Genomic DNA, 12,686 nt, shown 5'->3' on the forward strand with positions numbered 1-12,686 from the left:
TTTGACTTTGCCACTCTTCAGATGTACGGAGCTTGTTCAAAACTCAAATAGGATTCCTATAGATATCGCCAGTAGTTTTTATACTGAGATACTACATATAGTCCTATACACATTTATATTGAGCATCAATTCGGTAGTGCCGAGTCTTATTTCTAAATAGACAATTAATGCCTCTAAACAAAACTCTGGAAAGGGGCATTGGGCATTGGGCACTTGTACTGAGCGTTCGCGTAGCGTCTCGTAGAGAAGCCGAAGTATTGGGCATTGGGCATTGGGCATTGGGCATGGGGCATAAGTTATTTCTTCCCTACTCCCCCTGCCCAAAATCGTTTTTAGGAGTTTTGGATTGATTGCGGCGTTACTTGTAACGCCTCTGTCATCGCAAAACTACAGACGACCGATGTTAGTCAATCCTAAAACGATGCCAACGCCGATAATATGACCAAAAGCCATCGCTGCAACGAATGTTGGAATACTAATCGGCAGGATCGGGAACTTGGGGCCAACTAGGGGTTTTTCAATCTTAGTACTTAGCAAAACCACTACTAAGCTGCTGACGCTGATGATGATCGCCACTGTGGGATTCCACACAGGTGTTGCGGGAACAGATGCAGCTGCTGCTAGAAAAATAGAGGAAATCAAGCTTTTGTCTCCTAAATGGAAAAGTTAATCTAGACCTACAAGATTATAAAATTACAAGGTCGCAAAAGTTTTTTAGATAGTTTAGACTTTTCAGATGATTATTTTAAATTTGCCAGATTTTCATGCGCGTTAAAATTTGCGGCATCACTCAACCACAGCAGTCTATAGCGATCGCCTCTCTGGGCGCAACTGCACTAGGATTTATTTGTGTGCCAACCTCACCTCGCTACGTGACTACATCCCAAATTCGGGCAGCAGTCGCAGAACTCCCGGCAAATATTGACACAATTGGTGTTTTTGCCAACGCGAGTATTCCCGAAATCAGTCAGATAGTTGTTGATTCTGGGTTGAATGGCATCCAGTTACACGGAGATGAATCACTAGATTTTTGCTCCCAATTACGTCAAACTTTACCCAAGGTCGAAATTATTAAAGCACTTAGAATTCGTAGTCTTGAGCATCTTGACACCGCGATTGATTACACAAAATACGTAGATACTTTACTACTTGATGCCTACCATCCGCAACAACTGGGTGGTACAGGCAAAACTTTAGATTGGACAATGCTAGAACAATTTAGCCCCGCTTGCCCTTGGTTTTTAGCAGGAGGATTAACAGCCGATAATATTGTGGAAGCCCTGAGTCAGATTAATCCTAGCGGCATTGATTTATCTAGTGGTGTGGAACGTTCACCTGGAGATAAGGATTTAGATAAAGTAGCACTCCTATTTCAGAGCCTAAAGAACATTGAGTTACTTAGAAGTTAGGAGTGATCAGTTGTGAATTAAATCCTAACTCCTAACTCAGCACAGGCTAAACCCTAGCTATCCGCTAGCAGCACTTAAAAAAATGCTGAATGGTGGCGAATCAAGTTAAAAAATTCTTCGCGGGTTTTATGATCCTCTTGGAACACACCAACCATTGCGCTAGTGACAGTCCAAGAACCTGGTTTCTGGACACCCCGCATCACCATGCACATATGGCTAGCTTCCATCACTACTGCAACCCCTTGAGGTTCCAGAATGGTCTGAATTGCTTCGGCAATTTGACGGGTTAACCTCTCCTGCACTTGCAAACGACGGGAATACATCTCAACAATGCGGGCCAGCTTACTCAGTCCCACAACTTTTTGGTTGGGGATATAAGCAACGTGTGCTCTACCCATAAATGGCAGCATATGGTGTTCGCACAGACTAAAGAAATTAATATCTCGGACTAGTACCATCTCGTTATGCCCTTCATCAAAGATGGCATCGTTAACCAGTTCTTCAAGGGATTGGTTGTAGCCACTGGTAAGAAACCGCATTGCCTCGGCCACTCGCTTGGGTGTTTTGAGGAGTCCTTCGCGTTCGGGGTCTTCGCCAACTCCCAATATTAGTGTCCGCACGGCATCCTTCATTTCCTCCATCTGTTCCTCTGTTGGCGGGAACACATCCACTTGTCGCCCGTTATGAGTATTGCGATCGGGTCTAGGAGTTATGGCTTCTGCCAAGTCGGGAATCAGAGGCGATTGAGAGCAATTGGAACCGTTTGAACTAGCGATAGTCATGATTCAGTCTTGGTTATGGTTTGAATTTAGTTATGAGTTATAAGTTAAAAATTCTAACTTCTAACTTTTAATTCCTAACTCCTAACTTCGCAATTAGAGTGCGCCAGCACTGGGCATTAGGGTCAATTCGTCAATAACTGCCTGTTGTGGTAACAGAACTGTGTAGAGAATTGACTGAGCCACAATTTCCGGAGTTAACATTTTGGAACGGTCTAAGTTGGCATGGACTGTTTCTGTGTCCCAAAGTTCGGTATTGACTGCGCCTGGACAGATAGCTGTGACACGAATACCGTGGGTGCGTTCTTCTTGTGCCAGGGTTTGAGAGAGGGCAATCAAACCAGCTTTGCTGACGCTGTATGCTCCCCAACCGGGAAACGGTTGCTTGGCGGCAATTGAGGCGACGTTAATAATTGTGCCTGTACCCCGATCGCGCATTGAAGGTAAAATCCCCACAATGCACTGAAATACGCCAGTCAGATTCAAGTCAATTACCTGCTGCCAGTTTTCTAGGGGAGTTTCGCTCAAAGTATCTGTATAGGCTATGCCAGCACTATTTACCAGAATGTCTATATCACCAAAGTCAAGGGCGATCGCTTGGATCTTTTCTTTTACTTCCCAGAGCCGCGCTAAATCTACAGCGTAAGCTTTCGCTTCCACCCCAGTATGCTCGACTGCTTCTCTTACCGCCTCCAACTTATCTAGAGAACGGCTGACTAAGGCGACATCTATTCCCACTTTCGCAAAGGCTAAAGCCGTTGCTTTCCCAATTCCGCTACTTGCCCCAGTAATCAGGGCGCGTCGTTTTTGCTCAACACTCATAGTGTCTCCCAATTTTTTGGCAGTTCCTAAAGCCTATTACCATCCAATTATTTACACTTCTCAGTTTGGATAGATTAAAGGAATCTAAAAATCTGATGATTTGCATTAAGCAACTGCTATAATTCAGTGCAATACTCGGCATATTGTGGGTTATTATCCAGTAAAGACAACAAATCATCGCCTGGAAAACCACGCCGCACACTCCAATTAGATTACTTAAAAATACAAAACCCACTCAATTAAATTGAGTAGATTTACTGAACATGCAAATGCCTATGGCTAGATTGTTAAAAATCTTTAAGCACATAGGCAATTATAGCATTGCTGCTTTGCTAATCAATAGATTATGCAGTGCCGTTAGTGGGCAACTTCTGTAAAAACACCAATTTTGCGGAATTTTTCATAACGCAGTTGGCGGCGTTCTGGAGCGGTTAAACGATTGAGCTCGTCCAAATTTTCTAGCAGAACTTGCTTGAGAGTGGTGGCGGCTTTTAATGGGTCGGAATGAGCGCCACCAGTGGGTTCAGGTAGTATTTGGTCGATAATTCCCAACTTTTTCAAGTCGTGGGAAATAATTTTCAGAGCCACGGCGGCTTGGGGAGCCTTGCCAGCATCTTTCCACAAAATAGCGGCACAGGCTTCTGGGGTGGCGACGGTATAAACGGAGTGTTCAAACATGAGTAGGCGATCGCCTACGCCAATACCGAGTGCGCCACCGGAACCACCTTCACCAATGACTGTGCAGATAATTGGCACATCTAAGCAGAACATTTCCCGCAAGTTGTAAGCGATCGCTTCTCCTTGACCTTGGTGTTCTGCTTCCACCCCAGACCAAGCTCCCGGCGTATCGATAAAAGTTAGTATCGGCATACTAAACTTGTTGGCATGTTCCATCAACCGCATCGCCTTACGGTAGCCGCCAGGGTAAGGCATTCCAAAGTTACGGGCAATATTGTCTTTAGTATCGCGACCTTTTTGATGACCCAACATCACCACAGGTTGCCCACTCAGACGACCGACACCACCAACTAAAGCCGGATCGTCACCACCACAGCGATCGCCATGCAATTCCATCCATTCATCACTAATAGCCTGAATGTAATCGAGAGTACTGGGACGACGTGGATGACGAGCGACTTGCAATCGCTGGGACGGGGATAGACTAGTGAAAATTTCCTCACGCAGTTGCATGGCGCGTGCTTCAAGTTGACGAATTTGACCAGAAACATCGACGCCATTTTCTTCTGCAAGTTGCCGAATTTGATCAATTCTGGTTGCAAGTTCTGCTAAGGGTTTTTCAAAATCTAACAGTAGCGGTTTACGCTCGGTAGTTGCCATCGTAGGGGTTATGAATTACGAGTTATAAGTTATCTATCCTTTGTCCTTTGTCTTTTGTCAGTTGTCCTTTGTCCTTTGCAAATAACAAATGACCAATGACCAATGACTAATGACCAATGACCAATGACTAAACCAGCAGTGGTCTAAATCCATGTTTTACTGATACCCGACCAATCTGCTCCATTTTGTCTACGGTAATCTGATTCCGTCCCCACGAAAAGTTCGTGTATAACTTCTCAAATTCCAGCAGCATTGATTCGGCAAAACAAGCAAACAACTGGCGGGCTGGCACGTCCATATTGACGATTTTCATAATTTTCCAGTCAATATCCAGGGAATGCTCTACAATTCCACCATTTAACACATGTACACCAGGATGCTGAATTTTTGTTGCTAAGTTTTTAGGATAGCCACCATCTATCAACAAACAGGGTTGTTTCAAAGTGGTAGCGTCAATTTCTATGCCTTTGGGCATACTGGCAACCCAAACTACAACATCAGCTAGGGGCAGTGCTTCTGTCAAACCGATGATTTTTCCTCGCCCCAGTTCGCCTTGCAACTCTTTGAGACGTTCTTGGTCACGGGCTATCAACAAAAGTTCTTTAACATCTGTTCTTGCATCTAGCCAGCGTGTAACTGCACTACCAATATCCCCTGTTGCTCCACATATAGCAACAGTTGCGTTTGACAGATCAATTCCCAGTTGTTTTGAGGCTTCTTCCACCTGCTTACAAATAATGTAGGCAGTATGCGTGTTTCCTGTGGTGAAGCGTTCAAACTCTAGTTTAATGTTGCGGACTTGGCTAAACTGCTCTAACTTAAAGTTTTCAAAAATAATCGAGGAAAATCCGCCTAAAGCTGTGATGTTAATGCCATGCTTCTGTGCATGGGCCATAGCGTTGAGGACTTTGCGCGTTGCGGCTTTGATGCGACGACTCGCTAGCATCTCCGGCAAAAAGCAAGATTCTACATACCGTCCTTCAATTTTTTGCCCAGTTATACTGGTGACAATAATGGTATCGACAATTTGCGGCGGGGCGCTGCACCAAAAGTCTAGCCCTTGATCGGCATATTCTGGGTATCCCAATTCTTGAGCTACCGCTTGAGCGTGTTCTAAACTAGCGAGATGTCCAATTAGACCAAACATGTAGTGATTATTAAGCTTATGCTGTCTTGAGCGCGTGGAATATTAAGTGGTTGAGCAGTCCTGAGTCCTAAGTCCTGAGTTCTGAGGTTCTGAATTTAAATTTGAACTCCTCAGTAACGCCAGTTGCTTGGCTGTCGGCACCGATGCCAGTCGCTGATGGGGGAAACCCCCCTGTTCCCGCGCTGGCTACGCCAGTCTCTTATGGGGGAAACCCCCAAGACCGCGCTGGCTACGCCAGTCTCTTATGGGGGAAACCCCCAAGACCGCGCTGGCTCCCCAAAGCACTGGCTTCTCAGCACTTATTACTCAGCACTTTTTTAAGCGGCTATGAGTCCATAGGCTGACAATCGCATAATATCGCGAGTTGTGAAACCTATATTACTTAATGCTTCACCGTACTGAATCATAAAGGCTTCTACCAAAGCATCTTTTTCCATTGCCATTGTGTGGGCATCTCTCTCTACTTGGTTGAGCATTCTCCAAACGATAGGTAGGTTTTGGCGGTTTGCTTCTTCTAGTTCAGCTTTGGATTCTGTAAAATGTTCTTTCAACCAAACTTCTCCAAAGTTGAGGTGGCTATATTCTTCTTTTACTACTCCCTCAGTGATTTTGCGGGCGAAATCGTCGGCGACGTTGATATAATTTTCGTATGCTGCGATCGCAAAACATTCAATAATTAAAGACTGAATCAACAAGCAAGTAACGACCTTGCCGGATGCCGCTGCTGTTTGGAAATTTTGGTGTAGTCCAGAGAAAAACTCCTTGGCAAATTGCAAATCTGGGGTTACTTGCAAATTGCGCCCACAAGCTTCAAATCCTTTTTTGTGGCGGCTTTCCATCTTAGAAAGGCGAAGCAATTCATCATGAGATTCCGGCAGCAGTTGGGCTAGTGTGATGTAATTCTCATGGGCTTCTTGTTCCCCTTCAATCACGATCGCATTAATCCGGCTATAAGCATCTTTGTATGTTTCGCTCTGGAAATCTAATTGTTTAAATTGGTCTGCAAGCTGCTGCATGGTATGTTTACTCCTGTAAACCTGAATTATTTTGACACCGGATTTAATTTACCCTATGAACTGAGGGTAATAATCACTGTGCTTTAATTTAACTTAACAAGTAACTATGTTTATAGATTAACTGTTGCTGGGGACGATGCTCTACTAGTGAAACAAATACTTTGCATCTCAAATAATGTCCAAACCGAACCCTAATCTGAAATCTGGTGATTTTTTGAGCCTGGTAGTCTTACTGCTAGGGGCATTGCTCGTTCTACTACCTCTGTTTGTGGTCTTTCTCACCTCCTTTGCATCAACCGCCGCCAGCCCAGAAAATTTGTCCAAAAATCACTGGTCTTTAGCTAATTACCGCGTTGCATGGCAACAGGGAAAATTTTTGCTGGCGTTTGCTAATTCTACCTTGGTAGCGATCGCTGTGACGGCGTTTCAGATTGTCACTTCCGCTTTAGCGGGTTACGCCCTCGCACGGCTGAAGTTTCGGGGACGCCAAGCACTGCTATTGGTTGTTTTAGCAACTTTGGTGATTCCCTTTCAGTTATTGGTGATTCCGATCTTTTTGGTTTTGAAGTGGGGACACTTGATAAATACCTATGGGGCGCTGATTTTACCCACTGCTGTCAACGGATTTGGGATTTTCTTATTACGTCAATATTTCCAGACAATTCCCGTGGAATTAGAGGAAGCCGCAGCCATAGACGGAGCGAACAGACTGCAAATTTTGTGGCGAGTGATGTTACCTTTAGCCCGTCCGGCCTTGCTGACGCTGTTTTTGTTCACTTTCATCGGCGAATGGAATGATTTGTTTAAGCCTCTGGTGTTTACGACACGACCAGAATTAAGGACGGTGCAGCTGGCGTTGGCAGAGTTTCAAGAACAATTTACGAATAATTGGCCCTTAATGATGGCAGCAGTGACAATCGCGACAGTTCCAGTGATGGTACTATTTCTCATCGGTCAGCGCCAGTTTATTCAGGGTATTGCCACCACGGGGATTAAGAATTAGCCGGGAGGCTGGCGGTGAGTCAAAGCCCCCCTGAGATTTCAATCTCAGCATTAGACATCTGGTGAAATTAAATATGCCTTATCTAGAACCCTTGTAGAGACGCGAAATTTCGCGTCTCTACATTCTTTTTCGGAGATGTCTATTGAATTTTGTGAAACTATGCGAAATTCTTCCTAGCCAAGCTGAATCCATAATTGTACACATTGGAAATGGAAACAGTTATGAACTCTGAAACATTACAACAGTTACAAGACGAGATTCAACATAAACTGCTTGAAAGCGTTAAGAATGCTGACTTATACGCAGTACTTGAGAAATACGGAGTATTAGAAGATCGAGCTCTAATAGTTCAGTGGCAGTGCAATCTTGACCTAAATAAAATCAAATCTGGTGATGCAGTTAATGAACAGCAAACCCCAAAAGACACAGAAGAGAGAATTGTGCTAATGCAAAGATCATGGTGTGTCCCTTGCCCTTCAAATCACAACCCTCTTGGCTGTAACTGCTAAATAATTTAGTCTTCGGACTGTATTTATAAACAAGAGGGCGAAAGGGTAACAGGACTTACGCAAAGATCAGGTTTCTCCCTGATTGCAAGCGAAGCAATCCCAGTCCCAACGAGATTGCTTCGCTACATTGCATTCCGCTTATAATCAATGACCAATCATCGCTGCGTAAGTCCTGTTAGAGGCTGTTTATAAAAAAATGTAAAGGGTATGAATGCGGTAATTGGCTCATAAGGAAATATGCTTCATGTGATTTTAAAACACCTCAGAACACCTCAACCAGACCTTCATAATAGTTTACAAATAGGTTCTTAAATTTTCATAAAGAACGAAACGTAGATTACTGATTCCAATATATATTACTGTGGTTTACTAAAGCTTTGGTACTAGGTAGCAATTGTTGTTTTATTACTGAAAGAGCTGCAATATTAAGTATGAATAATCTTTCGGATTGCGTTAAATATTTAGGAATTGCAATAGGTGGTGCAGTAGTTTTGTCTAGAAACTCTGCTATTGCTCAAATTGGCCAGAACGGGAATCTACCTAATAATTATAGCGTTACAGCACAAGACAATATCGAAATAATTCCAGCTAGCACCCAATATGAAACTAATCTGTCTCAAAGTTTAAATTCATTGTGTGTCCCTTGTCCTTCAAATCACAACCCTCTTGGCTGTAACTGCTAAAGAATTTAGTCTTGGGACTGTAAGAAACAATTTATAAAGTAAATCTAAAGAAACCAACTTGGGTGCGCTGGTTCACCAGTTTCTACAACTCTTTTGACTACAGCAACGCACTGGCTCCCCAAAAGTAATTTTATTTTTACTTTATTAATGACCTCTAAAGAGTTTATTCTAGTGAGTATAAAAATGCTGAACTTTGCATTTACTAGTTAGGCTACAGAGATAATCTCAAGTATCACTATACCTAACTAGCAAGGAGCAGTATTTAAATATACTTTTATTTTTTGGGTGCAAGTTAGTCATGTCTCAATACCGAAGCAGTTGGTGCTGGGAGTTAGGGATTGTGAGTACCTTAGCAATTGCTGGAGTGCTGACTTTCTTTGAGAGTTTTGCCTTAGCCCAAATACAAAAGGATGGCACACTTGGATCTGAAAGTTCAATCATTACACCAAAGCTAATCGATGGTCAGCCTACAGACCAGATTGATGGTGGGGCAGTTCGTGGTACAAATTTGTTCCACAGCTTTGAACAGTTTTCTGTCTCTGCGGGAAGGACAGCCTACTTTAACAATGCAATAGATATTCAAAACATCATCAGTCGAGTGACAGGCAATTCTATTTCCAATATAAATGGCATTCTGAAAGCTAACGGCGCAGCCAACCTGTTTCTGATTAATCCTAACGGCATTGTTTTTGGGTCAAATGCTTCTTTAAATATCGGCGGTTCATTTGTGGGCAGTACGGCGAGTAGCTTGAACTTTGCTGATGGTACAAAATTTAGTGCTACATCTGCTCAAAGTACACCCCTGCTGACAGTAAGTGTTCCCATTGGTTTACAATTCGGAACAACTGCGGCTCCCATCCGCAATCAATCCCAAGCACAACCAGATGGCGCAGTTAATATCTTTGGACAAGGCGTTGGTCTACAGGTGCAGCAAGGCAAAACCTTGGCACTCATCGGCGGTGATATCACGCTAGATGGAGGAAATATCACAGCAAAGGACGGAAGCGTTGAGTTAGGAAGCGTCGCTGGTAATAGTCTGGTCAGTTTGAGTCCAACGAACCTAGGTTGGGCATTTGGATATGAAGGTGTTCCAAATTTCCAGAACATCGAATTAATCAAATCGCAGGAAACCTCATCTACCATCGATACTCATGGAGACACTGGGGGCAATATCCAGATGCAAGGCAGGAATATACGGATAGCTGGGAGTTTCCTAATTCTAGTTTATCCCTTGCAAGAGCAGTCAGGGGGGAATGTGACACTGAACGCCTCAGAGTCTGTAGTAGTTGAGCAAGATGCACAACTGTTTACTCAGAATTTCTCCAGCGGAAACTCTGGGAACATAAATGTCACTACTAAAAAGTTGGTCGTTAGAGGTGGAGGACAATTGCAGGGGCAATTGACCATAAAGGCCTCTGATTCCGTGGAACTAATCGGCGGCACCTCCGTTCGTCAGCAAGATGGTAGTGATTTAATATCCAGTGGATTATTTAGTGCAACTTATGGCGAGAAAAACGCTGGCAACATCACAATTAACACTGGAAAGTTGCGTATCGAAGGAGGGGCAAAAATATCAACAACCTCTGAGAGCATATATGGTTATTTTTCTAACGAACTTATACCAGCTACAGGAAATGCCGGAAATTTAACTGTGAACGCCTCTGATTCCGTAGAACTAATTGGAACCTCACCAAATGGTTCTAACGTCAGTGGCTTGTTTTCTGGAACTCAAGGGCCTGGAAATGGCGGTAACTTAAACCTAACGACAGGGGAATTGATTATCAAGAATGGGGCTGCAATATCTGTGAGCAGCCAAGCTCGAAAAAATGTCATCTCTAACGGAGATCCAAATAATTTAGGGAAAGCAGGCGATTTAAATATAACCACTCGCTCCCTACTTCTGGATAAAGGAACACTCACATCTAATAGTGAGTCAGGTGGAGGGGGGGATATTATGCTACAGGTGCAGGACTTATTACTGATGACCCACGAAAGTCAGATAACCACTAACGCAGGTACGACAGGGCTTAGTGGAGATGGCGGTAATATTACCATCAAAGCACCTAATGGCTTCCTCGTCGCCGCTCCCTTAGAAAATAGCGATATCACCGCCAACGCCTTCTCTGGCTCTGGTGGTAAAATCACAATCACTACTAAGAACATCTTTGGGTTTGTGCCCCGCACTCGTACACAGGTAGAGAGACTTGATGCAAAGCAAATCAACCCAAATAACCTGCCAACAAATGACATTAGCGCATTTTCTCAACAAAACCCTTCATTAAGTGGCACTGTACAAATCAACTCACCAGATGTTGACCCCAGCAAAGGATTAGTGCAATTACCCGTAAATATTGTTGATGCCTCACAGCAAATTGTTGCTGGTTGTAATTCTGGTGGAAAAATAGCCAGAAGTTCATTTATTGCAACTGGGCGTGGAGGACTAGCGCCTGATCCCACAGAGCCATTGATCGCTGATAATGCGGTGCTGGCAGATTGGATTACACTGGAGCCAGATAGTAAGAATCGTGCTGGCGGTATTCAGAAAAGAGTGGTTGTTCCCAAGCAGCGAAACAGAGAAGAAAAATTACGGAAAGTTAATTCTGTCAATGAACCTACTCAAATTGTGGAAGCCCAAGGATGGGTAATGGATGCCAATGGTAACGTGGTTCTGGTTGCTCAAGTACCTACTGCGTCGCCCCATAACTCCTCACTCGTTGCTACATCTTGCGATGCTAATTAGAATTTGAGACATGGCGGTTTTAACATGGATGAGCAGTAGAGGCAATGGAATTCGCGGCTACATAAACAATTTTATCCGCAGTCAGGGGAAAGAGGAGAATAGGGGAAGCAGGGGGAGAATAATTCTTGACTCCGCACTCCCCACTCCCTAACTCGTCTCCTGAATTTGCAAACGAATAGTGTGTTCAGTCGCACCACTCAGTTGCAATTCCATGATTTCACCACCCAGAGGTTCCAAGCAAGTGAGGAGCGATCGCAAGTTGGGTGTACTTGCGCCAGTATCTACATATAATCGATCTGCTAAATTACCGATCCGTTTCCAAGTCATGTAAAGTTTAGCGATCGTTTGTTCAATTTGCGATGCTTGATTTACCAAATCAGCAGCAATGCTCAAACAGCCGACTCTTTGGGCTTCTTCTAAGGCTGTTTCAATATCAACATCTTCTTGGGTCAGCGCTTGCACTTGAGCCGCCCCTTTGAGATATTTCGCCAAGTTACGCGCTTCGGTAGTTACTTGTTTCAGGGTATCTACATCAGGATTAGCAGCAATTTCCTTTTGGATAAACTTTTGGTGCGATTCTGGCAGTTTTTCCATTTCCTTCACCAGTGGGGCGATGTAGCGTGGGGGAAGGGTGTTATCTGCGGCTTTTTCCTTAACTGCTTCGGGTAATAAATCTGAGGACATGGCTGTCCATTCATCGCTGAGTTGACGCACTTCGCGCCTAGTGATGCGATCGCCTTTTTGTGCGGCTTCACTCACCATCTGTTGCACTTCTGGGACTGCTTTGGAGGTTTCGATAAAAGCCCGTTTGCTGAAGTTGTTCACAGAACCTGGGTCAAGTTTCCCGTCTTCAATGAGAGTATCAGCACTATTCGCCAGTTGAATCCAGGCATAAGCTTGACTTTTGCTGATTTCCCGCTCTTTTAGCCATCGCAGAAAGCCAGTACCGCGTCCGTCACCACCAATTTTCTCTCTGTCGCGGATCGCCCGTAAAATTCGCCCCCGCCAGATTTCAGTTTGCAAATCAAAGCGATCGCATACCTGCCAAGCTATTTCTAGCTGCTGTTGAAAATCTGACTCTAGAATCTGTTCATCTTCTGGATCGGGCAGTTCAAAGGTAATATCTGCTGGCTGTTGCAAAGCAGCAGCAAGGTCGTTGATGGAGTCGGTATCTTGCACGATTGATGACTAATTAGTGGATGCGATCGGCTTATTATGCCACAATCTGTGAACTCTGACT

General features: G+C 44.1%; 12 protein-coding genes. 4 read left to right on the forward strand and 8 right to left on the reverse strand.

The window, feature by feature from the left end:
* Nucleotides 1–78: 78 nt before the first annotated feature.
* Both PUQ00_RS04365 and psaK read right to left on the reverse strand, forming a co-directional pair.
* Entirely contained in the window at nucleotides 79–324 is a 246-nt protein-coding gene (locus PUQ00_RS04365; protein ID WP_300413540.1) for a hypothetical protein, read from the reverse strand.
* Between the two features lie 63 nt (nucleotides 325–387).
* Nucleotides 388–642: a photosystem I reaction center subunit PsaK gene (gene psaK / locus PUQ00_RS04370; RefSeq protein ID WP_300413542.1), complete on the reverse strand. Its 255-nt coding sequence runs from the start codon at nucleotides 640–642 to the stop codon at nucleotides 388–390.
* A 122-nt stretch (nucleotides 643–764) separates the two neighbouring features.
* Between psaK and PUQ00_RS04375 the strand changes: the two genes are divergently transcribed.
* On the forward strand, nucleotides 765–1,409 hold the full coding sequence (locus PUQ00_RS04375; RefSeq protein WP_300413544.1) for a phosphoribosylanthranilate isomerase: 645 nt from the start codon (nucleotides 765–767) through the stop codon (nucleotides 1,407–1,409).
* A gap of 74 nt (nucleotides 1,410–1,483) precedes the next feature.
* On the opposite strand, the gene folE is transcribed toward PUQ00_RS04375, so the two are convergent.
* The 5 genes from folE to PUQ00_RS04400 form a co-directional block, all read right to left on the reverse strand.
* Complete coding sequence (gene folE, locus PUQ00_RS04380) at nucleotides 1,484–2,191, reverse strand: GTP cyclohydrolase I FolE (RefSeq protein ID WP_300413546.1); 708 nt, start codon at nucleotides 2,189–2,191, stop codon at nucleotides 1,484–1,486.
* Between the two features lie 93 nt (nucleotides 2,192–2,284).
* The gene (locus PUQ00_RS04385) at nucleotides 2,285–3,010 is read right to left on the reverse strand and encodes an SDR family oxidoreductase (protein WP_300413548.1); all 726 of its coding nucleotides are present in this window, start codon (nucleotides 3,008–3,010) and stop codon (nucleotides 2,285–2,287) included.
* A gap of 357 nt (nucleotides 3,011–3,367) precedes the next feature.
* Nucleotides 3,368–4,348, reverse strand: coding sequence for an acetyl-CoA carboxylase carboxyltransferase subunit alpha (locus PUQ00_RS04390; protein ID WP_185586002.1), 981 nt, complete (start codon nucleotides 4,346–4,348; stop codon nucleotides 3,368–3,370).
* 127 nt (nucleotides 4,349–4,475) lie between these two features.
* A complete protein-coding gene (locus PUQ00_RS04395; RefSeq protein ID WP_300413552.1) occupies nucleotides 4,476–5,495 on the reverse strand; it encodes a long-chain acyl-[acyl-carrier-protein] reductase in 1,020 nt (339 codons plus the stop codon).
* A 317-nt stretch (nucleotides 5,496–5,812) separates the two neighbouring features.
* Nucleotides 5,813–6,511: an aldehyde oxygenase (deformylating) gene (locus PUQ00_RS04400; protein ID WP_300413554.1), complete on the reverse strand. Its 699-nt coding sequence runs from the start codon at nucleotides 6,509–6,511 to the stop codon at nucleotides 5,813–5,815.
* 175 nt (nucleotides 6,512–6,686) lie between these two features.
* Between PUQ00_RS04400 and PUQ00_RS04405 the strand changes: the two genes are divergently transcribed.
* The 3 genes from PUQ00_RS04405 (at nucleotide 6,687) to PUQ00_RS04415 (ending at nucleotide 11,446) form a co-directional block, all read left to right on the forward strand.
* Nucleotides 6,687–7,514 (forward strand): carbohydrate ABC transporter permease, encoded by an 828-nt coding sequence (locus tag PUQ00_RS04405; protein WP_300413555.1) that lies wholly within the window; start codon nucleotides 6,687–6,689, stop codon nucleotides 7,512–7,514.
* Between the two features lie 221 nt (nucleotides 7,515–7,735).
* Entirely contained in the window at nucleotides 7,736–8,023 is a 288-nt protein-coding gene (locus tag PUQ00_RS04410; protein WP_300413556.1) for a hypothetical protein, read from the forward strand.
* A gap of 981 nt (nucleotides 8,024–9,004) precedes the next feature.
* A complete protein-coding gene (locus tag PUQ00_RS04415; protein ID WP_300413557.1) occupies nucleotides 9,005–11,446 on the forward strand; it encodes a filamentous hemagglutinin N-terminal domain-containing protein in 2,442 nt (813 codons plus the stop codon).
* Nucleotides 11,447–11,593: 147 nt separating this feature from the next.
* Here the strand turns inward: PUQ00_RS04415 and PUQ00_RS04420 are convergent, their stop codons facing one another.
* The gene (locus PUQ00_RS04420; protein ID WP_300413558.1) at nucleotides 11,594–12,625 is read right to left on the reverse strand and encodes a hypothetical protein; all 1,032 of its coding nucleotides are present in this window, start codon (nucleotides 12,623–12,625) and stop codon (nucleotides 11,594–11,596) included.
* Between the last annotated feature and the right edge of the window lie 61 nt (nucleotides 12,626–12,686).

Source organism: Nostoc sp. S13, from assembly GCF_029379315.1.
In the GTDB taxonomy this organism is placed as follows: domain Bacteria; phylum Cyanobacteriota; class Cyanobacteriia; order Cyanobacteriales; family Nostocaceae; genus Nostoc.